The organism is Acinetobacter sp. WC-323 (genome assembly GCF_000314615.1).
Taxonomy (GTDB): domain Bacteria; phylum Pseudomonadota; class Gammaproteobacteria; order Pseudomonadales; family Moraxellaceae; genus Acinetobacter; species Acinetobacter courvalinii.
The window spans coordinates 46,986-72,816 of the sequence record NZ_AMZS01000058.1; the positions used below are offsets into that span (position 1 = coordinate 46,986).

A 25,831-nucleotide genomic window follows, 5' to 3' on the forward strand; every position below is an offset into this window, starting at 1 on the left:
ACGAAAGGTCAAAAATAATTTATTGATGGGCTGAATGTATGGATACACAAGAAAACTTAGCCAGACAACTCAATGCCTTACCTCAAGAATGGCAGCAGTGGCTAGAAGAAAATTTAGAACGCGGCTGTCATCCCAATGATCTCGTCAGGATTTTACGACGTGAAGGCTTAATTGATCTGGACAAAAATGTTGCACCCCAGACGTCGCTGGATCCACAGCACTATCATCAACTCGAACAGATCGCATTAGAAAAACAGGCCCAACTGAGCAGTGCTTTTAATCCCCAGCAAAAAAAATGGCTGGCGCAGGCGGTGTTGAATGGAGCAGATCAAACCTATATTTATCAAAGCTTGCAACAACAAGGCTTAAGTGAAATTGATATCGCCCTCGAGCTGGTGCAGTTAAAACAGCATCCTTATTTTCAAATCGCTCAAGAACAGCATTTTTTAGTGCAGAAAAGAAACTGGTTGCTCCACACGCTCGACCATTTTGCCCGTTTAAATCCTGACTATCAGTCCTTGAGCCGTATCGCGCTCCCCTCATTCGAGCAATTCATTCAAGCGTATTACAGCCGGAACTTAGCTGTGGTGCTCACAGGTTCAATCGATCATTGGCCTGCATTACATAAGTGGTCACCGCAGTATTTCAAAAAAACGGTGGGAAATCAGGAAATTGAAGTACAGTTTAACCGTGAACAGGATCCCCTATTTGAACGCAACTCGGTGCAACATAAAACCAAGATGTTGATGCGGGAATTTGTCGATTTAATTGAACACACCCCTCACTCGAATAATTTTTACATGACGGCCAACAATGCCAAAGCCAGCCAGTCCTGCTTAGCCGCATTATTTCAGGACATTGATCATTTCCATGGCTATACAGATCATCGTCAGGTCTATGATCGCAGCTTTATCTGGTTTGGACCCAAAGGTGCATTTACCCCTCTACACCATGATTTGACCAATAATATTCTGGTTCAAATTTACGGCCGTAAAAAAGTCACCTTAATTCCGGCGCTACAAGTTGCCAATTTATATAATGATGTCGCAGTATTCAGCAAAGTTGCCAATCCTTATCAACCCGATATCACAGAATCGTTTCCAGACTTTGCCTTAAGCAGCACAATCGAATGCATTCTGGAACCAGGTGAAGCTTTATTTATTCCTCTCGGCTGGTGGCATTGTGTCGAGAGTCTGGATATCTCTATCAGTGTGTCATTTACCCATTTTAATATCGACAATACTGGCGCTGAATCATTTCCCACGTCCAGCTATAGCTAATACCGGATCAGACAATGACTGATCCTGCTTCAACTCTTCAGGTGCTTTAATGGTAAAACCAACCCATCCGCTCATGACCGAAAACGAATTATCTGCCGACAATACCCAGGGCATCATTGCCCAGCAGGCAGAAACCACTTTGGAAAGCATTTTTCCAATGATGCAGCATATTGCGCGCTGGTTAATTCATTCAGGGGTAGGCTATACCGACTTTGTTGCTGCCTTGAAACCCATCTTTTATCAACAGGCACTCGCAGAACTCGACCGGATTCAACAGAATAAAACCGATTCAGCGGTCAGTTTACTATCCGGTCTACACCGTAAGGATGTCAGTGCGTTTCGGCAACAGGCCACTCAAACTTCCAGCGAAGCACCCAATTTTGCCATTAGCGTTCCGGCCCGCGTCATTGCACGCTGGATTGCCCTGGATCTTCCCCATCAGATTCCGGTTTCTGGTGAAACCGATAGCTTTGAAGCGCTGGTTAAGCATATCTCGACTGAAAAGCATCCGCGTTCGATTCTTTTTGAACTGCAACGTTTAGGTGTGGTTGAACAACAAGACCAGCAGGTGATTTTGCAGCAAAATAGCTTTACACCGGATAATCAAATGCAAGAGAGTAAAGCGCTCTTCTCTGCCAACCTGACTGACCATTTAGCAGCCGGAATTGATAACTTTATCAGTGAAAAACCGTTTACTCATCTGGAACAGGCCGTCCATGCCGAGAAACTGACTGCCCAGTCGGTGGAAGCACTTCGACAACTCAGTCTCGACCTGTGGCAAGACATGGCAAAACAATTATTAAATGCTGCCATCCATCATTGCGAACACGACCAGAACCAAGCAGAGGCGACCTATCAGTTCCGTTTTGGCGTGTATCAATATGATCGCCAGATAAAACTGCAAGTGCCTTATCTCTTTAAGGATCAATAAAAATGAAAACAATACTTTTCCCAAGCATTTTTTTAGTTTCCGCCCTGGCATTGACCGCATGTGGTGAAAATTTTTCTGCGGCTAATGTCAGCTTGGGAGGAAGTGGTTCGGGAACGCTGAAACCTTTGCCGGGTGGAAATAACGGCGGGATTTCCAATCCGTCAACAGGTGATAAGGATGAGCGTTATGAGTACGTCATCGCGATCCCGAAAGAGAGTCAAAGTAGCTGTAAAGGCATACAACGCACGATGGGTTTTATTGATGCTAAAACCAAACAGCCGTTCCCCGTCAATTCGCTTCAGCCCTTGGCAATGGCACCTTTACAGATTGAAATTAGCAATACCACCTCCAATTATATCTATCAGCGTGTACCGCTTTGCCGTCCAATTGAATTTCAGGTCGGTGAAACCATCATGTTTCATGGACAATCATTGAGATGTGCGACAGATCAGGATGAAATTCAGGTCTTGCGCCCTTATGAAACCCGCCGCTATGAGCTGGATCTGAGTTTTGCCGAGACCGAACTGCCCTTGATCGTCAGCTATAATGCTTTTTATGCTACAGACTTACCGAGCATTGACCTGGCATGGGAAAAATGTGAAGCCGCGCAGATCACTGTGCCTATTTATAAAAAACTGGTACCTAAAAAACCTGAACGTATTGATCCACCGCACCCTGATACTGAAATATCGGCAGGAGAGAAAAATAAAGCATCTGAATGAATAAAAAAATTAAAACCCGAGCCTTGCATCCTGCAAAACTCGGGCAAATGAGGTTGTGCTTTCACGTTATTTTTATTGGGTTGCGTCCATCGCATGCATCATATCCATGATGACTGTTCCATCTCAGCGCTGCTTATCCTTAATCGGAAATCCATTCCTGCGTCCTTGTGCTGATGTATTTAGAATAAATCTTTTGTAGCTGTAGGGCTATTCGTTACAAACTTAAATCCATGTACGAAATAACGTACATTGATTAGCTAAAGTTTAAAATCATAGGTTTTAGCAACGCGCTGAAATTAAAAGGAATTGCATCGTTTCAACACAATCGCATTGCTATTTATGCGGTTGAGCCAATGGATCAATCACGACTTTTTCCTCTTCTTCGGCCTTCTCTATGCCTTCCTGTATGGCCTCTTGGGCTTCCTGTTCATCTTCGGCCGTCTGTTGCAGTGATTGTTGTTGCTGTTCAAAGCGAAGACCTGTTTGCAACACCACATAAATTGGAAAATGATCTGAACCGATATGGGACAAACGTTTCATTTTAACTAAACCAAAATCGGTACTATGAAAGATATGATCCAGTGACCAACGTAGTAAAGGATAGTTGGCATGGAAAGTATTCATAAAATAGCGTCCAACCCGCGGATCGAGCAAGCCGCTAATACGCTGGAACAAACGCGTTGTTCGCGACCAGGCCACATCATTCAGATCACCCATCACAATACAGCTCTGGTCCAGATCTTTGATCTGATCACCCACAAGCAATAACTCGGCATCCCTTAAAGTCGAATCTTTGGCCTCAGTAGGACTCGGCGGCTTCGGATGTAAACAATACAATTTGACCTGCACCCCCGACTTCAAGGTCAGGCAGGTATGAATCGAAGGAATTTCATCACTTAAGATAAACTTCACTTCGGTATCTTTTAACGGCAAGCGACTGTACAGATGCATGCCATACAGATTTTCCAAGGGTACAGGGACCCGAAACGGATAGTCTGGCTCAATCTGGCTAAGTGCCTGTTGCCAGGCAGCATTGGATTCAAGCGTCAACACCACATCAGGCTTTAAAGTCTCAATATGCTCCAGCAAAAGATGATATTGATGATTGGGAGTCAGTACGTTGGCGACCAGTAATGAAATTTGCTGTTCTGGCTTTAAGTCCGCCTGTTTGACTTGTTGTACCTGCTTTTTCCATAACGGCGTATAAGGCAGCACCATTTTGAGCTGATAGGCAATCGCAGCCATTAAGCCAAGAAAAAACAGCTCGGTGCTCAAGGTCCAGTCCGACAAACCAAATAACATTGCCCCGGCAGTCACGATCCCCAATGCCAAGATCTGTAATCTGGGAAAATCCGCGCCCCGAATCCACCATTCATCTCTCGGGATTAATGACCAAAAGGAAAGCCATATCACCACTGCTGCGCAAATCTGAATCCACATCATGTTCATTTTTCTCTTAGGGATAGCATAGATTTACAATAAAGCTGTCGCTTTATCAATTTTCTCTCTAATATAAACAAGATATTCCACTCAATAAACTGACTGTTTTAGTTCGCTAAAGCTTGCAGTTGTGGACGCTTTTGATACACTCAAACCCCTTTAAAATTTTTTACATACCGAGGCACAATGACATGAAAGTAGGTCTGGTCGGTTGGCGTGGGATGGTTGGTTCTGTCCTGATGCAACGTATGGTTGAAGAGAATGATTTTGCTCATATTGAGCCATTCTATTTCTCTACCAGTAATGCAGGTGGTGAAGCACCTGCATTTGGTGGTAAGACTGCCCCAGCACTTATGGATGCAACGGACATTAACAGTCTGAAGCAAATGGATGTCATTTTGACCTGTCAAGGTGGTGATTACACATCTGAAGTTTTCCCGAAACTCAAAGCTGAAGGTTGGGATGGCTACTGGATTGATGCAGCCTCTACTTTACGTATGGCGGATGATGCAATCATCGTTCTTGATCCAGTGAATTTAAACGTGATCAAAGATGGTTTAGTGAATGGCACTAAAACTTTCGTTGGCGGTAACTGTACGGTTTCACTGATGTTGATGGGCTTGGGTTCACTGTTCCAGAACAATCTGGTGGAGTGGGCAACCTCAATGACCTATCAGGCAGCATCGGGTGCAGGCGCGCAAAACATGCGTGAACTGATCACCGGTATGGGCTATCTGTATAACAATACCAAAGATTTACTGGATGATCCTAAATCTGCGATTCTGGATATTGATCGTCAAATTGCTGACTTGCAACGTGGCGAAGGTTTTCCGAAAGCAAACTTCGGCGTGCCATTGGCAGGCTCATTGATTCCATATATCGATAAACAGCTCGAAAGTGGTCAATCAAAAGAAGAATGGAAAGGTCAGGTTGAAACCAACAAGATCCTCGGTAACCAGCAAATTGTTCCAATCGATGGACACTGTGTCCGTATCGGTGCGATGCGTTGTCACTCTCAAGCGATTACCTTGAAACTGAAAAAAGATGTGGCACTGGACGAGATCGAAGACATGATTCGCAACTCGAGCCAATGGGCAAAAGTGGTTCCGAATACTCGTGAAGCTTCCATGACTGATCTTACCCCAGTTGCAGTCACCGGAACTTTAACTGTGCCAGTCGGCCGTTTACGCAAGCTGAATATGGGTAAAGAATATCTCGGTGCATTCACGGTTGGTGACCAGTTACTCTGGGGCGCTGCAGAGCCGTTGCGTCGTATGCTTCGTATCCTGGTTGAATACAAGAACGCTTAAGCAAAAATCCCGAAAAATCAAAAGCCGATCACATTTGATCGGCTTTTTTATACTGATGAAAAATGAAGAATTTACAATTCATTTACATCACGGTAATGTATACTTTTTTCTGACCATCACATCACTTTTTCATGGATCGAGATGACTGTTTATAACAAATTAAAAATTGCCATTTTAACCATAATTTCTTCGCAACATCTTTATGCCATTACACTTGATCCATTGCAAATCCAGTCTGCGCCAGGTGAGTTACTGTATGCGGAAATGAGTTTTCATCAGGCCGATCTCAACTCGAAATTTGATGTCAGTCTGGCCACACCAGAAGACTTATTGATGATTGGCGCAGCGCATCAGCCGCCTTCAAATCTGAACTTTTTTACACGCCGCAATAATCAGGGTGAAGGTGTCATTGTCATTACCTCTTCCCGTCCAATGACCGATGCTGAACTGAACATTATTATCAAAATACAGGAAGGCGGCGCTTCTCATTTAAAACATATACGCCAGTCCATGCGTCAGGCAGCCAAAGCACCACCGCTCAGCGTAAAAAGTAATAATGAAAAATCACTGACACCCAAATTTATCGTCAGCGAAAAAGATATAGCCTTAAACCTGCCTGAAAGTACCCATTTCAATGTTACAGATAGTACGGCACAACCCGTGGCTAAACAGGAAACCCTGTTAAATGCACCCTTTGCCTTACCGCCTGCATTAAAAAAACAATCTTCTTCTGAACTGGACAATGCAGCCGTCATATCAGTTGCCACGCCTGTCAATACAGATCCCTCTGTAGCAGCACCACTTCAGCAAACAGCATCAAATATAGAGCCCAAAGCAGAGAAATTAGAAAAAGCAGCCGAAGTGACTGCTCTTAAACAGGACAATGTTCAAACAGCCCAAAGCTCTCCAGTCGAAACATCAACTGTTCAACCGGAAAATGAGTTAAAAAATACGGCATTAAAGTCTGTTGAAGATGCAGAGAAAACCAAGGCCCAGTATCAGGCCAAAGAACGTTCCACACCGGTCAAGCAAAAAGCACCTGTGCAGAATACGCCAATGCCCTCTACGCAGACTGCACAACAACATGTGGTACAACGCAATGAATCGCTATGGAGTATTGCACAACGTATTGCCGGGCAGACCCAGCAGCCTGTTGCTCAGGTGATGCATCAAATCAAGGCGCAGAATGAACATGCCTTTATTGGCGGCAATGCAAACCGGCTTAGACAAGGCTCACATTTGAATTTTAATGTCAGTGCCACTGCCACTCAGCAGCCTAAAAATATCAATCAGATTGCAGCACAAACGCAGCGCCCTGCCGCGGCTAAAGCCAAATATCGCTTACAGCAGGCAGAAATGTCCTTAGTTGCTGAAAGTCATCAAGATTCAAGTACGGGAAGTGCCAAAAAAGACACATTACAACAAAAAACCAGTGCAGACTTGTCATTAAAAGTTATGACAGCACGAGAAAAAACCGTTACATTACAAAGAAACGTTACCCAGTTAGAACTGGCACTGCATCAAAAGGAACAACGTATTCAGCTGTTAAATGCCCGGCTTGCCGAATTACAAGATCAGTTGAAAGCGCAGCAGGAAACTAAAAAGCCAACACGCTAGGTAACGAGAAGATTCTCATAAATTTGCATAAAAGCGGCGCTATCTTTAAGGGGTAAAGATCATGTCAAATATCATCATCGTGCTACTGGTCATTGTGCTGGTGGTCGCGATCTTTTTAAAAAAACGTGAAAGTAATCAGGCCAATGCTGCACCAAAGAAAGGTACAGCCAAAACGCCGAAAAAAGCTGCCACCAAAACCGCTTCACGTACAACACTCGTTCGGGAAGAACAGGAACTTGCCCCTCAAGTTAGCACTGCAATTTCTGAAAGCCTGCGCCAACAGCTTGAAAGAAATATTCAAAGTGGTAATTTTCAAGCTGCTGAGGCACAAATCAATCAGTCTTTGAAACAAGATAACTCTCAACATGAGCTGTATCTGTTTTTGCTGGAGATTCATCTCAAACAGAAAGATGATTTTGCAATTGATCAACTGATCAAACATCTGCATGCACTAAAACTTGAAGATATTGTGCAAGCCGCTGAAATCAAACATCGCGAATATCTACAAAACAAACAGCCCGATTCAATCGAATTTAACGCGACCAGTTTTCATCAGACACCGACAGCAGTTGAACCCGTCGCTCAAAACAATAGCGCTGATTTTGATGCTTTGGTGCAAACACCGGCAGCACAGTCTTTTGATGATTTACAATCCGAATATAACGCGCCTGCAGAAGAAGCCAAACCTGTAGAGCCAGCGCCTGAAGTACAGCCCCTAGATTTCAACTTTTCGTTTGAACAAAAGCAAACGGTTGAACCTGTCCCTGCACCTGTTGAAACACCTGAAGCAAAACAGCAGCAGCCGCTTGAGTTTTCTTTTGATCTGGATTCCACCCCAGCGCAGACTGAACAAGCCAAAGTTGAAGACACTAAACCTGAATTAGACTTTAACTTTGCGGATTTAGAAGTTGTTCCAAATCAGCCTGAAGCTAAGCAGCAAAGTACAGAAACAGCACCAAGCCTTGATTTCAGTTTTGAACCGTCTCAGGGGCAAGTTGAAGAAAAAGCCCCGATTGAAAAGACTGAATTTTCATTTGACGCTGTAGCGCCCGCACCTGTTGTCGAGCCTAAAGTTGAATTTACGCCAGCACCGGCTCAAACATCAGCAAGTCATGATCCACTGGTACAATCCTTCCCGGATTTGCAACAACTGGATGAAGCACAGTTAAATCTGGAACTGGCTGAACAGTATATTGAACTGGGTGCTTACCAATCTGCTCGTGAACTGTTAAAAAACACGTCAACATTGAATGCAGAGCAACAACAACGTTCAGAAATTTTACTGAATAAAATAGCTTCCTGAATTTGATCAGTCTAATATAAGCAGTCTCTAAGACTGCTTTTTTTATGATGAAAAAAATCGCTTTAATCTATATGGGTGGGACTTTTGGCTGTATTGGCGAACCGTTAATGCCAATGCCGGAACAGGACTTTTTACCGCTACTCGGCAAGGTGATCCCACCGCATTTACAGGTCGAATGCTTCGCTGCACCCAGTATTAAAGATAGCAGCGCCTGCACAGCATCTGACTGGCTACAACTGGTCCAACAAATCCAGCAACTCCAACTGAATGGCTTTCAGCATTTCGTGATTATTCACGGAACCGATACGCTCAGTTATGCAGCAGCCACACTGGCACGCTTCTTAGGCCATTCTTGCCATGCCATTATTACCGGCAGTCAATATCCATTACTGAATATTGAAGGCAATGATACTCGTGAATTTACCGATGCGATTGGTAATTTATACCTAGCTCTAGAGCAAGTACTAAGCCTACCCAGCGGTGTTTATCTGGCCTTTCATCAACAAATCTTCCATGCCCAAACCACGCTAAAAGCCCATACCACCGAGCTGGATGCTTTTGTCGGGATCAAGGCAGAGCAAAATTGTCAGACCACCGCCGATGCTTTTGTGATCCACAATCAACATATCGAAAAAGCAGCGCAACTGAACATACTCAACCTGATGTTACAGCCGATTGCCAAAGAACAACTGGTCACGCAGTTAAAAAATCTTGCGCTTGCGCCACCCAATTTTCTGGTTTTACAAGGTTTCGGAACAGGCAATATTGCCGTCAATGATGAAATCCTTGGGTTATTCGAAACACTTTATCAGCAGCAATGTCTGCCGATTATTAGTACACAGGTCACCTTCGGGCAGCTGGATCAGCGTTATGCCGTCAGTTCATGGATTCAATCTGCCAAAGTTTTGGTCAATGATTGCCATAGCCATGCCGATTTATATGCAAAAGCCCTGCAAATGTATTTAAAATACCCGACCCACGAACAATGGTTCGAACATTGGCAGCAACACTAATATTGAGGTGAGAACATGCAACGTTATGCAATAGGTATTGAATTTTGCGGTACTCAATACCGTGGTTGGCAAACCCAACAGGCTGGCGTTGTCACTGTGCAGGAAACCATTGAAGAAGTGCTGAGTCGTATTGCCAATCAACCGATCGTATTGCATGGCGCGGGCCGTACCGATGCTGGTGTGCATGCAACCAATATGGTGGCGCATTTTGATACCGAAGCGATCCGTCCGGAACAAGGCTGGATTCGTGGGGCCAACAGTCAACTACCCAAAGATATTTCGATTCAGTGGATTAAATGCATGGATGAAAATTTCCATGCACGTTTTAAGGCGGTGGCGCGTCGTTATCGTTATGTGGTGTATAACGCCCCGACTCGTCCGGCGTTGCTGTACAAGCAAGTTACGCATCTCTATCAAACGCTTGATGTCCAGAAAATGATTAAGGCTGCATCCAAATTTGAAGGCACGCATAATTTCGAAACCTTCCGTGCGGCAGCCTGTCAGTCGAATCAACCGGTACGTCACGTCAAGCATTGCCGTCTGTTTGAGCATGGCCGTTATCTGGTACTCGACATTCAGGCAGATGGTTTTTTACATCATATGGTGCGCAACATCATGGGCTGCCTGCTTGAAATCGGTCAAGGCATGTATGACATCGACCATATCGATACCATGTTTGCTGCAGAAGACCGTACTGCTGCCGGAATTACCGCCCCTTCCGATGGTCTTTATTTTATTCAGGCCTATTATCCAGATGAGTTTGAATTACCGAAGATGCCTTTAGGCCCGCAGTGGCTCAATTTACCGGATTAATTCAAAATCCATGAACAAATAAAAAAGCCTGATCGATTTGACCAGGCCTATTTATCGAAACAGAATTAACGCTGTTTACGCTTACGATATTCAACAGGGGTTTCATTGGTCCAGCGCTTAAACGCCCGATAGAATGTACTTGGCTCAGAAAAACCGGTTAAATACACAATACGTTCCACACTTTCACTGGTATTCGCCAAAAGTTTTTTCGCCAGACGACAGCGATAGTCTGAAAGAATTTGCTGGAAGCTGGTATTGGCTTCACTCAATTGCGTTCTTAAGCGACGCGGCGTGATATTCAATTGTGCAGCAACCGTTTCCAGTGTCGTTTCACCACTTTCCAAGGTTGAGCCAATGGCACGGCGCACTTCACCGACCAGATCGTATCGCGCCAGTTCCTGTAATTTTTCAATCGCCAGTTGCTCATGCAATTGCAGTAATTCTGGCTCAGCTTGCCACAATGGATAGTCCAGCACGGCAGCATCAAAATAAAGACGTGTTTCTTTTTGTCCTAAGCTGACTGGGCAACCATAGACCCTGAAATATTCATCATCAGCAGCACCTTCACTGAAATTAAAATCAATGTAGATTGGCTCAAACTGCCCTTCGGTAATAAATTTAAAGAAACGTAAAATACCCGACATGGCACATTCGGAAAAATGGCGATTGACCAAATTATCTGGCCAGAACTGTTCACCATTGGTCAAATAGCAGCGGCCATCTTCAATAATCAGCTTGGCATCAAAGGCATCACTAATCAGACGCTGGTAGGCTAAAGCGCGCTTTAATCCTTCACCAAAAGTTTCACTACTGATAAAAAGGTGTTCAATCACCTGACCACGATATAAAGGTAGATGCTCGCCAAGGTGCAATCCGATATCCGGATCCTTGCTCACGTCCTGTGCCGCAATCCAGAAGGCATTTTGTGCACTCAGGGGCGTTCTCGCATTGGTATCAACCTGATTTAGCGCCACGCCGGCTTTTGTTAAAATCTCTTCGGTTGGTAATCCTGCTTTACGAATTGCCTGATAACCAAAGCGCAATACAACTGATGCATCTGTTAGCTGACCCACGCAGTGCCCTTCCCTGTAGATACGTTATTATGACAATGAACAACAATTTTAGATTAACGTTGATTGACCAAACTGACAACAATATTCTGCTTATTTTGTTAAAAAAAATCCTAAATTGTCTGACAGTTTCTTTCGGTTAATATGTGACAGCCTTACCGCGACTTGATCTTGTAAATTTTAAATAAATTGACTATAATTTGCGCCTTCCCAATTTGATCATCAGGTAGGCTATGGCCAATAAAGAGGAACTCATTGAGTTCGAAGGCGTTGTCACCGAAACGCTTCCTAATACGATGTTCCGTGTACGTTTAGAAAACGGTCACGAAGTTATTGCTCACATTTCTGGTAAAATGCGTAAACACTATATTCGTATTTTGACAGGTGACAGTGTAAAAGTTGAAATGACACCTTATGATTTAACCAAGGGTCGTATCACTTATCGTGCACGCTAAGTCAGATTAGTGAATGCAAAAAAGCCACATTTGATGTGGCTTTTTTTATATCCGGGGATTTGTTTACTCACTCAAACGCGTGGTTTTACATGCGCCCGCTTCACATTCACGCAGGCGCTCTTGTAGCCAGTTGTTGCGCTCTTGGGTCATGCTTAAACGACATTGAATATTCGCCACGCTCTTCAGGTCCTCACTACACTCGACATCGCGATAACGGATCCATGCCAGCTGGGATTTCTTCAAGATTTTTTGTTGGGTTTCATTCAGGTATTTGCGTAATAGCTGATAGTTTTTATTTAAGTCCGTATCTGCACTCAGATAGACTTTATTGGTACAGAAAACATCATCATAACCATCACGCGTTTTATCACAATTATCCGCATAACTTAGTGTCGCCATCACACTACCTATCAATCCGAATATCAACCTGTGCATGAAACTTTCCACATCTTTTAACTTTCGGGCCCATCTAAGCATATTTTGACGCTGTTTAATATTACCCAAAAGTAGACAAGTTTGTACATTTTTGTCTTTATCCACGCTATGATGAGAACAGAAAGGATGCCGCATCATTCAGGAAAATAACATGGCAAATTATAAACTCTATCTAACCGCTTTCATGCTGGGCTTATCAGGATGTGCAACCTCAGGATGGCAATCCGTGCAACTGCAAGACTATTTACAGCCCTATGTGGGCCAATCCGCCGACCAGATCCAGCAGAACCTGAACTTGCGAAGTTTAGGCTTCCAGACCTTAAAACAACCCCAGCGAAGCAAAGAAAGTTTGGTTTTTACTGTACTTCGTCCGATTAATATTCCCGTTCCGATTGCACAGGCTTATGGAGATCCGAGTTCACCGGCCAGTGGCTCGGTACGATTAGGATCGATCTCAACCAGTCAGCAATCTTATGACGTGAATTTCTATTGTCATATTATTTTCGAGCTGGATCAGCAGCAAATCGCCCGTGCTATCCGTTATGAAGGTAAGGCCTGCTAATTTCCACCATAAAAAAACGCAGCCATTGCTGCGTTTTTACTTGCAATACCACTTAGTCCAGCGCTGAAACAACCGCTGCACCCATCGCATCCGTACCCACTTTGGTCATGCCTTCAGACATGATGTCAGCGGTACGTAAACCTTGATCCAGTACCTGACCGACCGCATCTTCAATTGCCTTAGCAGCCGCTTCTTCGCGGAAGGTATAACGCAACATCATCGCAACGGACAGTACCGTCGCCAATGGATTGGCAATGTTCTGTCCTGCGATATCAGGTGCAGAACCATGGCACGGTTCATACATGCCTTTGCCATTTTCATCTAGAGAAGCCGAAGGCAACATGCCGATCGATCCCGTCAACATTGCTGCTTCGTCAGACAAGATATCACCGAACAGATTACCGGTGACGATGACATCAAATTGCTTTGGTGCACGCACCAGCTGCATCGCGGCATTATCCACATACATGTGCGATAACTGGATATTTGAATAGTGGGCTTGCTGTAAATCAGTCACCGTTTGCTTCCACAACTCAGTCACTTCAAGTACGTTGGCTTTATCGACCGAACATACTTTGCCGCCGCGTAATCCCGCCAGTTCAAAAGCAACCTTAGCAATACGCTTGATTTCGCTTTCTGAGTAAACGTCAGTGTTATAACCCTGTTTCTCACCATTTTCCAGTTCACGAATACCACGCGGCTGACCAAAATAAATCCCGCCGGTTAATTCACGAACAATGAGAATATCCAGACCTGCAACAATTTCTGGCTTCAAACTCGAAGCATCGGCCAATTGCGGATATAGAATGGCTGGACGCAGGTTGGCGAATAAATTTAATTCACTACGGATTTTCAATAAACCACGTTCAGGACGGATTGCGCGCTCGATCGTGTCCCATTTAGGTCCACCCACCGCCCCCAGTAGAATGGCATCGGCTTGTTTTGCCTGTTCACTGGTCACCGCCGGATACGGCTCGCCATGTGCATCAATGGCTGAGCCACCCAGTAAACCATGTTCCCATGTCAAACCTAGATTAAATTTATCATTGACCTTGGTTAAAACCTGTTCTGCTGCAGCTACGATTTCAGGACCAATGCCATCACCCGCTAAAATTAAAATATGTTTAGACATCTACTTTTCCAGTTTTCATATAAGCAGTGTTGCCACTGCGAGCCGATTAAACCTTTTTCTCAACAAACTCGCCCAGACCTGTACTCACGTCAAAAGGACGACAGAAACGGCGAATGGTATGTTGCTCTTGCTGTAAATCTACACATAGCGGATCAGGTACAGAAACGTTGAGTAAACTGCCCGATGAGCGATGTGTTCTGTCTCGATACATTTTAAAGGTATAGCGCACATGCGGTTTGAACGCATGAATGACATGGAAAGTTTCTGCGCGATCTGGAGAAATAGGATAGAAACGAATAACCACTTCATATTGCTTGGCAGGTACACTTAAATACACCTGCTGTTTTCGGCTGAATACCGAACCATGCAATCGTACAATTCCCCGTCCCATCGCCTGCTGGCTGATCCGGTGAGTCTTTGCATCGATCACGGCAATATCTCCGATTCGTTCAAACTCACAATTCTCAACGCCCGAACAATATAAAGTTGTGTTGTCCGCCTTACTTTCCAGCATGTTCTGTGCAATACGAACCTGATCGACCACGTTCGGTGCATTTTGACACGCGGTTAAGGTCGTACCAACACATAGACACAGTAAAATACTGCGAGCGAGTCTTCTTCTCATTATTCAAGCCCAGTCCTCATGCCTTGTTAACATGGAAGCAAAAAATTAGTCGCTAGCATGTTAACAAGAGTTCAATGTCTGCGCTATGGCTATGTTAAAAATGTCCAAGACGAAGTGTAATTTCGTCCACTCAACTTAAGCCTGAATGTCCTGAAACACCCAAGGACGCGCCTGTTTGGCTTTCGCTTCATAGGCACGAATATCATCTGCAACCTGTAAGGTTAAGCCGATATCATCCAGACCATTCAATAAACAATGTTTACGGAATGGATCAACTTCAAATTTAAATGCCTGACCTGATGGCGTACGAACTTCCTGTGCATCCAGATCAATGGTTAACTGATATCCTTCGGTTTCAGCACATTCCTTAAATAACTGATCCACAATCTGTTCAGACAAGATCACAGGTAACATGCCATTTTTAAAGCAGTTATTAAAGAAAATATCGGCAAAGCTTGGCGCAATCACGGTACGGAAGCCATATTCGCTCAAAGCCCACGGCGCATGCTCACGACTTGAGCCACAACCGAAATTGGTTCGTGCCAATAAGATGCTCGAACCTTGATAACGCGGCTTGTTTAACACGAAATTAGGATTTTTTGGACGCTTGCTAATGTCCTGCCCCAAATAGCCTTCATCCAGATAGCGCAATTCATCAAATAAATTGTCACCAAAACCTGTCCGTTTGATTGATTTCAAAAACTGTTTTGGAATAATCAAGTCGGTATCGACATTGGCACGATCTAAAGGTGCAACAATACCTTGCTCTACAGTATATTTTTTCATGATTGTTTCCTAGAAAATCTGTAACCTCTCCCTACCCCTCTCCTTAAAGGAGAGGGAACTCCTTCTCCCTTTGGGAGAAGGTTGGGATGAGGGGGTATAAAGGCTTTAATTAAAATGAACGAACATCAACAAAATGGCCTGCGATTGCTGCCGCAGCCGCCATTGCCGGACTGACCAAATGGGTACGTCCGCCATTGCCCTGACGACCTTCAAAGTTACGGTTTGAAGTCGAGGCACAATGCTCACCGGGTTGCAATTTATCAGCATTCATGGCCAAGCACATTGAACAACCAGGTTCACGCCATTCAAAGCCTGCTTCCAAGAAAATCTGATCCAAACCTTCCTGTTCCGCCTGCTGTTTCACCAAGCCAGAACCTGGAACGATCATGGCCTGCTTGATACTCGCAGCCACTTTACGACCTTTTACCACGTCGGCAGCTGCACGGATATCTTCAATCCGCGAATTGGTACACGAACCGATAAAGACGCGATCCAACTGGATATCAGCCAAGGCCTGTCCAGCGGTTAAACCCATATATTGATAAGCACGGGTCCAGTCATTGCGTTGTACCTCATCTTTAGCTTGCTCTAAAGTCGGCACGGCTTGTGTCACCGGGATCACCATCTCCGGTGAGGTGCCCCAAGACACTTGCGGTTCAATCTCGGCACCGTTCAATACCACTACCGCATCAAATACTGCATCTTCGTCTGAATGCAAGGTATTCCAGTACTCAACCGCCTGATCCCACTGTTCGCCTGTTGGGGCATAGTTACGGTCTTTGACATAGGCAATGGTTTTGTCATCAACAGCCACCATGCCTACACGTGCACCCGCTTCAATCGCCATATTACATACCGTCATACGGCCTTCGATTGACATGTCACGGAATACTTGACCACCAAACTCGATGGCATAACCTGTACCGCCTGCAGTACCAATCTTGCCGATAATCGCCAAGACCACGTCTTTAGAGGTTACGCCCTTGCCCAATACGCCATCGACACGCACCAACATGTTTTTCGACTTCTTCTGTACCAAGCATTGCGTTGCCAAGACATGCTCAACTTCTGAAGTTCCGATACCATGTGCCAAGCAACCAAAGGCACCATGCGTTGCGGTATGCGAGTCACCACACACGACGGTCATACCCGGTAAAGTCAAACCCTGCTCTGGCCCAACCACGTGGGCGATGCCTTGGCGAATGTCATTAATACCGAATTCAACGATATTAAATGTTTTACAGTTATCGTCTAACGTCTGAACCTGGATACGCGAGGTATCATCCTCAATGCCGGCAATCCCCTGTTCACGCTCTTTTTTAGAGGTCGGTACGTTATGGTCAGGCGTTGCGACATTGGCACTTAAACGCCACGGCTGGCGTCCGGCAAGTTGTAAGCCTTCAAATGCCTGAGGACTGGTGACTTCATGCAATAAATGACGATCAATATAAATCAGGCTAGAACCATCATCACGTTGTTTTACTAAATGGTCATCCCACAATTTGTCGTACAAAGTTTTGCCTGCCATGTCGTCGCTCTCCATCGTGCTTGCCATCGGACTGGGTATTTTTTATCTTGAATTGATTATAGCAACTGCTTCACATAAATCTAATTTATCATTTTTATAAATTAAAAAACTTTTTGGAATGATAAATTTCTGCCAAGTTCAAAATTGTGTTTATTCAATGAAAAGCATGCCAAATCAATCTGATCCGGTCTTATCTTAGCGTTAATATGGTTTTTTTGATCAAATTTAAGTGAATCTTCATTCTATTTATAAAAACAATCGTCATAAATTGAAATTTCTTTTTTACATTTTAAATGATAATGATTATTATTTAATTAAATAGAGATTTATTCGGGTGACGACAATGGCCAATATCCAACAATTTGTACTCAACAATCGGCGGACTTTGAAAAAAACCTTGAGTTATTACATTATGCATATTAGTGTGGCGATGATGGTTGCCTATGTCATTACAGGGAATCTGATGATGGCAGCAACGTTGAGTTTAATCGAACCGACCGTACAAGCCTTCGCTTTTTTCTTTCATGAGAAAGTCTGGAATTATTTCTAATTCAAAAAAAATTGCACATAAAACCAATTTAAAATCTCCCTCTGGATAGGCGTGTATGAACCTCGCAGCTTTTGAAGCATTTGTAAAAGTGATGGAAACCGGTTCCATTTCTATTGCAGCAGAACAATTATTTATTACCCAGCCTGCAGTCACTAAACGGATTCATAGTCTTGAAGACTACTTTGGCGTCAAGCTCTTTGAGTCCGCAGGCCGGGGCATTCAACCGACCCATGCGGCACACTCACTTTTGCCCAAAGTTCAAAGCTGGCTGAATAATCTGGGAGAGATTCACCATACCTTGAGCCATGAGCAGGCGCAGGTACAAGGTCGTCTCAAGATTGGCACCAGTCACCATATCGGTTTGCATCATCTGGCCGAGCCACTTAAAAACTTTGTGCAGCATTTTCCCCAAGTCACTCTCGATGTGCATTTTGTCGATTCTGAACAGGCGCATGAACAGGTGCTGGCAGGTGAACTGGAACTGGCCTTTTTAACCTTACCTCCAGTTGGGGATGACCGGCTCAACTATGTCACCATCTGGAATGATCCATTGGTATTTGTGGCTGCCCCCTTCCATCCCTTGGCACAGCAAACCCAGCTCAAGCTCGAAGACCTGATTGCTTACCCGAGCTTATTGCCAGCCGCACAAACCTATACCAGCCAGATTACCTTGGCAGAATTTGAAAAGAACAATCTCAAACCTAAAATCACCATGAGCAACAATCCGTTAGAGTCCATCCGCATGTTGGTTTCGATCGGTTTAGGCTGGTCCGTTTTGCCCAAGACACTGGTCAATCAGGATTTAAAACAACTGGATTTACAGCTGGATATGCAACGTCAGTTGGGTATGGTCTGGCATCCAGCCCGTATCCAGTCTAAGGCGGCTGAGGAGCTGATTCGGATGATGCAGGTAGGATAAGTAATCCATCCTTTGCTGTAGAAACATTCGTAATATAAAAAACCTCCATGGCTAGGAGGTTTTTTTATTGTCTTCAAAACAGACACAGATAAGGAGGTTTTAGATTGACCAGTCCTGAATGTCCCAAGCCTGGACTTGCGCCAGTTTTTCTAAACGATCATCTGGATTGACCGCAATCGCATGGGTGGCGTATTCCAGCAAGAAACGGTCATTGATCGAATCTGAATAAGCCCAAGACTCATCCACCGTACGTCCAGCCAGCCATTGATCCAGACGGGCCAGCTTGCCTTGTTGATAACATGGGATTCCTGTGACCTTACCTGTGTACTTACCATCAACGACTTCAGCACTGGTGGCAATAATTTCGGTAATACCAAATTCCCGGAAAATTGGCGCGGTAATAAAATCACTGGTCGCGGTGATCCCTACAATCGCATGCCCTAGATCCTGATGCTTTTTAATCGCCTCAGATCCTTTTGGACGCATTTGTGGACGAATGACTTTTTGCATAAACAACTGATGTAACTCAGTTAAATAGGCATTGTCGTGTTGGGTAAGAAATTCAAATACAAATTCATTATAAGCAATCGGATCAAGTTGCCCGGCTTTATAGTCTTCATAAAACTTGTCATTCATTTGACGATGATGAACCGGATCAACCAACGCTTCACTGACCAGAAATTCACCCCAGGAATGGTCAGAATCGGTATTTAACAGGGTATGATCTAAATCAAACAAAGCCAATTTCATATAAATGCTCATTTAAATGCAAATTAAAGAAAAAAAACGTAAATCTATTTCCGTAAGTCACTAAAAATTCGTTAAGATCATAGCAATTTAAACATTTTACTTTGACCTTTTTCGAGTTGGACATGGAAGATAGTCTGTCCCCGAGATCAAAGTCAACGATATAGATAAAATTTAGGTAGCCAAATGATCGACTCAGAAGGTTTCCGACCCAACGTCGGGATCATTTTGGCAAACGATGATGGACAGGTTTTATGGGCAAAACGCATTGGTCACAATGCTTGGCAATTTCCACAAGGAGGGATCCAATTTGGTGAAACCCCTGAACAGGCACTTTTTCGTGAACTGAGAGAAGAAGTCGGTTTATTGCCCGAACACGTCCAGATTATAGCGCAAACAAAAGGTTGGCTGCGTTATCGTTTGCCACATCGGTACATTCGGTCAGATTCAGATCCGGTATGTATTGGACAAAAGCAAAAATGGTTTTTACTGAAGTTAACGGCCTCGCCTCATCATATTCAGTTGAACCTGTCAGACCCACCCGAGTTCGATGAATGGCAATGGGTGAGTTATTGGTACCCATTGGGTCAAGTGGTCAACTTCAAACGTGATGTTTACCGTAAAGCCATGATGGAATTATGTTTACAACTACCTCAGCGTTAATTGTCATAAAATCATCATTTTAAGCAATGATTTTTGACAAGAGAGCTGTTATAACTAGGCCTATAACGATTCAATAAACTGGAGTAAACATCCATGTCAAACATGCAGCTCGACACCCTTAGACGCATTGTGCAAGAAATCAATGCGTCCGTCAGTTTGCATGATTCTCTGGACATTATGGTCAATCATGTGGCCGAAGCCATGCATGTGGATGTCTGCTCGATTTATTTGCTGGATGAACGCAATCGCCGGTATGTGCTAATGGCATCGAAAGGCCTCAAACCAGAAGCCGTCGGCAATGTTTCCCTGAATATTGGTGAAGGTCTGGTTGGTCTGGTCGGGCAACGCGAAGAGATCGTGAACCTCGATAATGCGCCAAAGCATGACCGTTTCGCCTATTTACCAGAAACTGGCGAAGAGCTGTTTAACTCATTCCTTGGCGTTCCGGTGATGTATCGCCGTAAGGTAATGGGCGTACTGGTGGTTCAGAATAAGGAATCCCAGGACTTTAGCGAAGCTGCCGAATCCTTTTTAGTGACGCTATGCGCACAACTTTCTGGTGTGATCGCCCATGCCCATGCGGTCGGGAATATTGATGTATTCCGCAAGCCAAGCACTGGTTCAACCTATAAGACTTTTCAGGGCGTTTCAGGGGCCGGGGGTATTGCACTGGGCCGTGCCATCGTGCTCTACCCGCCTGCCGATCTGGCTGCCATTCCAGATCGTGAAGCAGAAGATATCAGCGAAGAACTGGATTTACTGGATCAGGCCATAGCCTCGGTTCGTCAGGAAATCCAGTCTTTAGATGAAAAAATGCAAGACTCTCTCATGTCGGAAGAACGCGCGTTATTTAGCGTGTTCTTACGCATGCTGGATGAAAATGCCTTACCCAATGAAATTAAAGATCATATTCGTGCTGGAAGCTGGGCCCAGGGCGCAGTACGTAAAGTCATCGACAAGCATGTGGCGCTATTTGCGCAAATGGAAGATGACTACCTGCGTGAACGTGTTTCTGATCTGAAAGATCTGGGCCGTCGCATTCTTGCCTGCTTGCAGGAAGCGGATTCCAGCCATCGTGAACTCAGTCCTGACAGCATCCTGATTGGTGAAGAAATCAGTACCGCCGCGTTGGTAGAATTACCAGTAGATAATATCGCGGCGATTGTGACTTCTGAAGGCGCTGCCAATTCGCATATGGTGATTGTGGCAAGAGCCTTGGGCATTCCAACTGTAGTCGGTGTAACCGAGTTGCCAATCACCACACTGGATGACATTGAAATGATTGTCGATGCCTACCAAGGTCGTGTCTTTGTCAATCCACCGCGTCGCTTACGCCAACGTTATAAAGAAGTCCAGAAAGAAGAAGAACAGATCGCCAAAGATCTAAAGCAATATGAAACCAAAGATGCGATCACGCCTGATGGCATCTCTATCCCGTTATTCGTCAATACTGGTTTAATGATTGATGTGGTGCGTGGCGTTCAGCGCGGTGCCAAAGGCGTAGGCCTATACCGTAGCGAGATTCCCTTCATGCTACGTGAGCGCTTCCCTGGCGAAGAAGAACAACGTGCCATTTATCGTCAACAGCTTAGCCATTTTGCCAATAAACCGGTGATTATGCGTACCCTGGATATTGGGGCGGATAAAGACTTGCCGTATTTCAGTATTGAAGAAGAAAACTCGGCGCTGGGCTGGCGTGGACTGCGTTTTACACTGGATCATCCTGAGATTTTCTCTGCGCAAATCCGTGCCATGCTCAAAGCCAGTATTGGCCTGAATAACCTGCATATCCTGCTGCCGATGGTGACCAGTGTCAGTGAAGTGGAAGAAGTGCTGTATCTGCTTGAGCGTGACTGGGTGGCGGTACAGGAAGAAGAACAGGTCAAGATTACCAAGCCGAAAATCGGAATTATGGTCGAAGTTCCAAGCGTGCTACTGCAAATTGATGAGTTTGCCGAACTGGTCGATTTCTTCTCGGTGGGCTCGAACGATTTAACCCAGTACTTACTGGCGGTGGATCGTAATAATCCACATGTTGCCAACGTCTATTCACACTTCCACCCATCGATTCTACGGGCCTTGAAACGTCTGGCTGAAGACTGCCATACCCACCAAAAGCCGGTCAGTGTCTGTGGTGAAATGGCCGGTGATCCATTGTCTGCGATTTTATTGATGGCGATGGGCTTCAATACGCTCTCGATGAGTTCCAGCAATATTTTGCGTGTCCGCAAAGCCATTTGCCATGTGCCAATGAGCGACGCCAAAAAACTGCTGGAAGATGTGCTGCAAATGAACAATCCGCTGGTGATTAAAAGTTGGCTGGAACACTATTTCAGAACCCATGGTCTTGCCGATATGGTGAAATCGAATCGACTGGTCAGTGTGTAAACAATATATACACTGCCTATAAAAAAGAGCGACTCTCTGCAAGCGTCGCTCTTTTTTTACAGATAATTTTTTATTTTAAATAAACCTGTTGCTTTCCTTGCCCCAGACTCACCTTCGGAAATTGACGGTCATAATCAATCGCAATCGCATCTTTACCCGTTAAATTTTTGGCATCGGATTGCCAGGTCACATAATAGCTCACTTCGGCATCATCACGGACCTGTGGCTGAATACGCTGACGATGGTCTGCTGGAATGATAAATTCAACCCGAAAAGGGACTTGAGAGACTTGCACTGTCTTTTTCTCAATCAATGTCGCAGGCACATCGGCCATACGACTTTCCACAGCATATAAGCTGATTGTGCCCTGTTGCGGCTGCACCGCATGGTTGCCTGCTCCCACAAACTCAACGGTCAAGGGTATGGCTTGATTGGCTTTAAGTTCAGTATCCTGCGGCATGGCTGTACAACCTGTCAGTACAGTTAAAGATAAACCAAGACCGGTGACTATTTTTTTCATTGTTTTTTATCTCATCAAGAAAGAACTCAAACATAGCATGCCCTGCATTAAAATCATGCTCACTTACATATTTTCAACCCAATCGCCTGGTTCAGTTCTCTCAATCCGAAAATTCACTTAAGCATGAGCACGCAAGTCTTGATGAATATGCATTTTTTTTGCGACTCAATGCTATTTTACATAACTGCAACAGGCCATTGCTCCAATTCCTGTCTCAACTACCGCCATTTTTCATTTCTTGTTTCGAGGCCGTGCATTCATTGAAATACCAACAACAAATTATAATAAAACTTATATTTTTCATAAGCTTTCTTGTTTTTTTAACAATTTTTATATCTACAAACACTCAGCTCAAGCTTAAGCTATAAACAGCTTCAATCGAATAAAGCATTTATGACATCAACTTTAATCCATTGGAAAAAAAGCTTTCATCAACCTAGAGTAAAAATACAAAGGCTGAACTGATTCATTGCAAATCTCACTTAGGCATCTGAAATTTTGATACCCAATTTGTATATGTCCCAGCGAAGCACTCATATCTTTGAACGGTCAAATGATTGAGATGACCTCACTTACAGGTCCTCTTGATGGAGATAGAACATGAGCCAAGACGAAAAAAAATGTCCATATAGCCACCTTACCACTGATTTTGGTGCGCCAGTTGTCGATAACCAGAACAGTATGACCGCGGGTGCGCGAGGACCATTATTAGCCCAGGACTTATGGCTAAATGAAAAACTTGCCAACTTTGTCCGTGAAGTGATTCCTGAGCGCCGCATGCATGCCAAAGGTTCTGGTGCATTTGGTACTTTCACCGTTACCCATGATATTACCCAATATACCCGCGCTAAAATCTTTAGTGAAATCGGCAAAAAAACTGAAATGTTTGCCCGTTTTACCACCGTTGCCGGTGAACGTGGTGCAGCAGATGCGGAACGTGATATTCGTGGTTTTGCCCTGAAATTCTATACCGAAGAAGGTAACTGGGATATGGTCGGGAATAACACCCCGGTCTTCTTCTTGCGTGATCCACGTAAATTCCCGGATTTAAACAAAGCGGTCAAACGTGACCCGAAAACTAACCTGCGTAGTGCCACCAATAACTGGGATTTCTGGACGTTATTGCCAGAAGCATTACACCAGGTCACCATCGTCATGTCAGACCGCGGTATCCCTTCAAGCTACCGTCATATGCATGGCTTCAGTAGCCATACCTATAGTTTCATTAATGCCGCCAATGAGCGTTTCTGGGTGAAATTCCACTTCAGAACCCAACAAGGTATCCAAAATCTGACGGATGCAGAAGCCGGCGAGCTGGTGGGTCAGGATCGTGAAAGCCACCAACGTGATTTATTCGATGCCATTGAACGTAAAGACTATCCAAAATGGACCCTTTTTGTTCAGGTTATGCCAGAACAAGATGCGGAAAAAGTCCCATATCATCCGTTTGATTTAACCAAAGTATGGCCTCACGGCGATTATCCGTTAATTGAAGTGGGTGAGTTTGAACTGAACCGTAATCCTGAAAACTTCTTCCTTGATGTAGAGCAATCTGCTTTTGCACCAAGCAATCTGGTGCCAGGAATCAGTGCTTCACCCGACCGTATGTTGCAGGCGCGTTTATTCAACTATGCCGATGCACAACGCTACCGTTTAGGTGTGAACTACCAGCAAATTCCAGTCAATGCGGCACGCTGTCCTGTACACAGTAATCACCGTGACGGTCAAGGCCGTATCGATGCCAACTATGGTGGTTTACCGCACTACGAACCAAACAGCTTTGGTCAGTGGCAAGAGCAAGCTCAGTATAAAGAGCCACCATTAAAAATTAATGGTGATGCCGATTTCTGGGATTACCGTGAAGATGACAATGATTACTTCAGTCAGCCACGTGCCTTGTTCGAACTGATGACACCAGAGCAACAAGACGCTTTATTTGGCAATACAGCACGTGCCATGGGTGATGCGCTCGACTTCATCAAGTATCGTCATATCCGTAATTGCTACGCTTGCCACCCGGCCTACGGTGAAGGGGTTGCAAAAGCATTGGGCATGACCGTTGCTGATGCACAAGCTGCGCGTGAAACTGATCCGGCGCGTCATTTACCAAGCTTTCTTTAAGCCAGCAAATACTTAATAAAAAAGCCATCTTCGGATGGCTTTTTTAATGCCTTTGAGGGACAATTTATTCAACACCGGATAAGAAGAATAAATATGTCAAAACCTTTACAACACTTGATTCAAAACCATAACATCATCCTGTTCGATGCGGTATGTGTACTCTGTTCAGCCTGGGCAGATTTTATGATCAAACATGATCGACGCTGTCAATTCAAACTGGTGTCGGTACAATCCAGTCTAGGGCAGCAATTGTTAAAGTATTACCATTTCCCGACCGATCATTTTGAAACCATGCTATTGCTGGAAAAAGGTCAATGTTATACAGAATCGACGGCCTTTTTGCGTATTATTCAGCGGCTGGATTTTCCTTATAGCAGCTTAAAATATGCCCGTCTTGTTCCTAAAACCCTCCGTGATTTTGCTTACCGGCGCATTGCGTTAAATCGCTATGATCTGTTTGGTAAAACTGAACAATGTTATGTGGTGACTGCGGATATTCAGCAACATTTCCTTCAGGATGATGTCTTGAGATGAAGCAGCGTCACCCGACCATCCACAGGATTTTAAAATTTTGTCAGTCGATGATCGCCTTGCTTTGGATCTATCAAGGCCTAATTCCTAAACTGATTTTTCAGTCACCGACTGAACAAGCCATTTGGCAACAATTACCGATAGCTCATTTCTATATAGGATGGCTGGTCATGCTGTCCGGAATCAATGAAGTCATTTTTGGTGTTCTGTTTCTGTTCATCAAACATCCCTGTTTACACTGGCTCAGTATCATGAGTTTGACCGGGTTATTTATTTTTATTCTATTCATTGACCCGAATCAGCTTTACCAAGCGTTTAATCCTGTGGTCATGAATATTGCACTAGCCAGTCTTTCATCTGGTGCCTGAAT

Annotated in this window: 26 protein-coding genes; 17 read left to right on the forward strand and 9 right to left on the reverse strand. The window is 44.4% G+C overall.

Annotated elements, in window-relative coordinates; all coding sequences use genetic code 11:
• Nucleotides 1–38 precede the first annotated feature (38 nt).
• From ACINWC323_RS05490 to ACINWC323_RS05480, 3 genes are read left to right on the forward strand one after another with little or no spacing between them, the layout of a single operon-like run.
• Nucleotides 39–1,280 (forward strand): cupin-like domain-containing protein, encoded by a 1,242-nt coding sequence (locus tag ACINWC323_RS05490; protein WP_009514336.1) that lies wholly within the window; start codon nt 39–41, stop codon nt 1,278–1,280.
• A 49-nt stretch (nt 1,281–1,329) separates the two neighbouring features.
• Nucleotides 1,330–2,211 (forward strand): DUF6502 family protein, encoded by an 882-nt coding sequence (locus ACINWC323_RS05485; RefSeq protein ID WP_009514217.1) that lies wholly within the window; start codon nt 1,330–1,332, stop codon nt 2,209–2,211.
• A gap of 2 nt (nt 2,212–2,213) precedes the next feature.
• Nucleotides 2,214–2,933, forward strand: coding sequence for a hypothetical protein (locus ACINWC323_RS05480; protein ID WP_009514100.1), 720 nt, complete (start codon nt 2,214–2,216; stop codon nt 2,931–2,933).
• A gap of 333 nt (nt 2,934–3,266) precedes the next feature.
• Here the strand turns inward: ACINWC323_RS05480 and ACINWC323_RS05475 are convergent, their stop codons facing one another.
• Nucleotides 3,267–4,376: an endonuclease/exonuclease/phosphatase family protein gene (locus ACINWC323_RS05475; protein WP_009514248.1), complete on the reverse strand. Its 1,110-nt coding sequence runs from the start codon at nt 4,374–4,376 to the stop codon at nt 3,267–3,269.
• A gap of 188 nt (nt 4,377–4,564) precedes the next feature.
• Between ACINWC323_RS05475 and asd the strand changes: the two genes are divergently transcribed.
• From asd to truA, 5 genes are all read left to right on the forward strand, one after another.
• Nucleotides 4,565–5,683 carry an aspartate-semialdehyde dehydrogenase gene (gene asd, locus ACINWC323_RS05470; protein WP_005226618.1) on the forward strand — a complete coding sequence of 373 codons (1,119 nt, stop codon included), beginning with the start codon at nt 4,565–4,567 and terminating at the stop codon, nt 5,681–5,683.
• 141 nt (nt 5,684–5,824) lie between these two features.
• Nucleotides 5,825–7,300 (forward strand): FimV/HubP-related protein, encoded by a 1,476-nt coding sequence (locus tag ACINWC323_RS05465; RefSeq protein WP_009514358.1) that lies wholly within the window; start codon nt 5,825–5,827, stop codon nt 7,298–7,300.
• Between the two features lie 61 nt (nt 7,301–7,361).
• Complete coding sequence (gene fimV, locus ACINWC323_RS05460; RefSeq protein ID WP_009514103.1) at nt 7,362–8,603, forward strand: T4P machinery localization factor FimV; 1,242 nt, start codon at nt 7,362–7,364, stop codon at nt 8,601–8,603.
• Between the two features lie 44 nt (nt 8,604–8,647).
• Complete coding sequence (locus ACINWC323_RS05455) at nt 8,648–9,616, forward strand: asparaginase domain-containing protein (protein WP_009514126.1); 969 nt, start codon at nt 8,648–8,650, stop codon at nt 9,614–9,616.
• A 15-nt stretch (nt 9,617–9,631) separates the two neighbouring features.
• Complete coding sequence (gene truA, locus ACINWC323_RS05450) at nt 9,632–10,429, forward strand: tRNA pseudouridine(38-40) synthase TruA (RefSeq protein WP_009514260.1); 798 nt, start codon at nt 9,632–9,634, stop codon at nt 10,427–10,429.
• Between the two features lie 65 nt (nt 10,430–10,494).
• Here the strand turns inward: truA and ACINWC323_RS05445 are convergent, their stop codons facing one another.
• Nucleotides 10,495–11,502, reverse strand: a complete 1,008-nt coding sequence (locus ACINWC323_RS05445) for an AraC family transcriptional regulator (protein WP_005226611.1) — start codon at nt 11,500–11,502, stop codon at nt 10,495–10,497.
• Nucleotides 11,503–11,732: 230 nt separating this feature from the next.
• Here ACINWC323_RS05445 and infA point away from each other — a divergent pair, with 230 nt between their 5' ends.
• Complete coding sequence (infA, locus tag ACINWC323_RS05440) at nt 11,733–11,954, forward strand: translation initiation factor IF-1 (RefSeq protein WP_001284370.1); 222 nt, start codon at nt 11,733–11,735, stop codon at nt 11,952–11,954.
• Between the two features lie 63 nt (nt 11,955–12,017).
• Here infA and ACINWC323_RS05435 read toward each other — a convergent pair whose 3' ends face one another.
• Entirely contained in the window at nt 12,018–12,389 is a 372-nt protein-coding gene (locus tag ACINWC323_RS05435; protein ID WP_032876205.1) for a lysozyme inhibitor LprI family protein, read from the reverse strand.
• 151 nt (nt 12,390–12,540) lie between these two features.
• Here ACINWC323_RS05435 and ACINWC323_RS05430 point away from each other — a divergent pair, with 151 nt between their 5' ends.
• Nucleotides 12,541–12,951 (forward strand): hypothetical protein, encoded by a 411-nt coding sequence (locus ACINWC323_RS05430; RefSeq protein WP_009514201.1) that lies wholly within the window; start codon nt 12,541–12,543, stop codon nt 12,949–12,951.
• 52 nt (nt 12,952–13,003) lie between these two features.
• Here the strand turns inward: ACINWC323_RS05430 and leuB are convergent, their stop codons facing one another.
• The 4 genes from leuB to leuC form a co-directional block, all read right to left on the reverse strand.
• Nucleotides 13,004–14,083, reverse strand: coding sequence for a 3-isopropylmalate dehydrogenase (gene leuB / locus ACINWC323_RS05425; RefSeq protein ID WP_009514196.1), 1,080 nt, complete (start codon nt 14,081–14,083; stop codon nt 13,004–13,006).
• Between the two features lie 46 nt (nt 14,084–14,129).
• Nucleotides 14,130–14,708: a hypothetical protein gene (locus ACINWC323_RS05420; protein WP_005226601.1), complete on the reverse strand. Its 579-nt coding sequence runs from the start codon at nt 14,706–14,708 to the stop codon at nt 14,130–14,132.
• Nucleotides 14,709–14,843: 135 nt separating this feature from the next.
• Nucleotides 14,844–15,494 (reverse strand): 3-isopropylmalate dehydratase small subunit, encoded by a 651-nt coding sequence (leuD, locus tag ACINWC323_RS05415; protein ID WP_009514267.1) that lies wholly within the window; start codon nt 15,492–15,494, stop codon nt 14,844–14,846.
• Between the two features lie 109 nt (nt 15,495–15,603).
• A complete protein-coding gene (gene leuC / locus ACINWC323_RS05410) occupies nt 15,604–17,022 on the reverse strand; it encodes a 3-isopropylmalate dehydratase large subunit (RefSeq protein WP_009514128.1) in 1,419 nt (472 codons plus the stop codon).
• Nucleotides 17,023–17,365: 343 nt separating this feature from the next.
• Here leuC and ACINWC323_RS05405 point away from each other — a divergent pair, with 343 nt between their 5' ends.
• A complete protein-coding gene (locus ACINWC323_RS05405; protein WP_005226599.1) occupies nt 17,366–17,572 on the forward strand; it encodes a DUF2061 domain-containing protein in 207 nt (68 codons plus the stop codon).
• A 55-nt stretch (nt 17,573–17,627) separates the two neighbouring features.
• Nucleotides 17,628–18,491 carry a LysR family transcriptional regulator gene (locus tag ACINWC323_RS05400; protein WP_005226598.1) on the forward strand — a complete coding sequence of 288 codons (864 nt, stop codon included), beginning with the start codon at nt 17,628–17,630 and terminating at the stop codon, nt 18,489–18,491.
• A 99-nt stretch (nt 18,492–18,590) separates the two neighbouring features.
• Here ACINWC323_RS05400 and ACINWC323_RS05395 read toward each other — a convergent pair whose 3' ends face one another.
• A complete protein-coding gene (locus ACINWC323_RS05395; protein ID WP_009514243.1) occupies nt 18,591–19,241 on the reverse strand; it encodes an HAD family hydrolase in 651 nt (216 codons plus the stop codon).
• A 183-nt stretch (nt 19,242–19,424) separates the two neighbouring features.
• Here ACINWC323_RS05395 and ACINWC323_RS05390 point away from each other — a divergent pair, with 183 nt between their 5' ends.
• Both ACINWC323_RS05390 and ptsP read left to right on the forward strand, forming a co-directional pair.
• The gene (locus ACINWC323_RS05390; RefSeq protein ID WP_004656060.1) at nt 19,425–19,901 is read left to right on the forward strand and encodes an RNA pyrophosphohydrolase; all 477 of its coding nucleotides are present in this window, start codon (nt 19,425–19,427) and stop codon (nt 19,899–19,901) included.
• Between the two features lie 93 nt (nt 19,902–19,994).
• Nucleotides 19,995–22,289: a phosphoenolpyruvate--protein phosphotransferase gene (ptsP, locus tag ACINWC323_RS05385; RefSeq protein ID WP_009514232.1), complete on the forward strand. Its 2,295-nt coding sequence runs from the start codon at nt 19,995–19,997 to the stop codon at nt 22,287–22,289.
• 70 nt (nt 22,290–22,359) lie between these two features.
• Here ptsP and ACINWC323_RS05380 read toward each other — a convergent pair whose 3' ends face one another.
• Nucleotides 22,360–22,809 (reverse strand): hypothetical protein, encoded by a 450-nt coding sequence (locus ACINWC323_RS05380; RefSeq protein WP_009514160.1) that lies wholly within the window; start codon nt 22,807–22,809, stop codon nt 22,360–22,362.
• 600 nt (nt 22,810–23,409) lie between these two features.
• On the opposite strand from ACINWC323_RS05380, the gene ACINWC323_RS05375 reads away from it, so the two are divergent.
• The 3 genes from ACINWC323_RS05375 to ACINWC323_RS05365 all read left to right on the forward strand — a co-directional run bounded on the left by ACINWC323_RS05375 (nt 23,410) and on the right by ACINWC323_RS05365 (nt 25,829).
• Nucleotides 23,410–24,930 carry a catalase gene (locus ACINWC323_RS05375; protein WP_005280689.1) on the forward strand — a complete coding sequence of 507 codons (1,521 nt, stop codon included), beginning with the start codon at nt 23,410–23,412 and terminating at the stop codon, nt 24,928–24,930.
• Nucleotides 24,931–25,023: 93 nt separating this feature from the next.
• Nucleotides 25,024–25,464, forward strand: a complete 441-nt coding sequence (locus ACINWC323_RS05370; RefSeq protein WP_009514112.1) for a thiol-disulfide oxidoreductase DCC family protein — start codon at nt 25,024–25,026, stop codon at nt 25,462–25,464.
• Nucleotides 25,461–25,829, forward strand: coding sequence for a DoxX-like family protein (locus ACINWC323_RS05365; protein ID WP_009514262.1), 369 nt, complete (start codon nt 25,461–25,463; stop codon nt 25,827–25,829). Before ACINWC323_RS05370 ends, ACINWC323_RS05365 begins: the two co-directional genes overlap by 4 nt.
• The last annotated feature ends 2 nt before the right edge of the window (nt 25,830–25,831 follow it).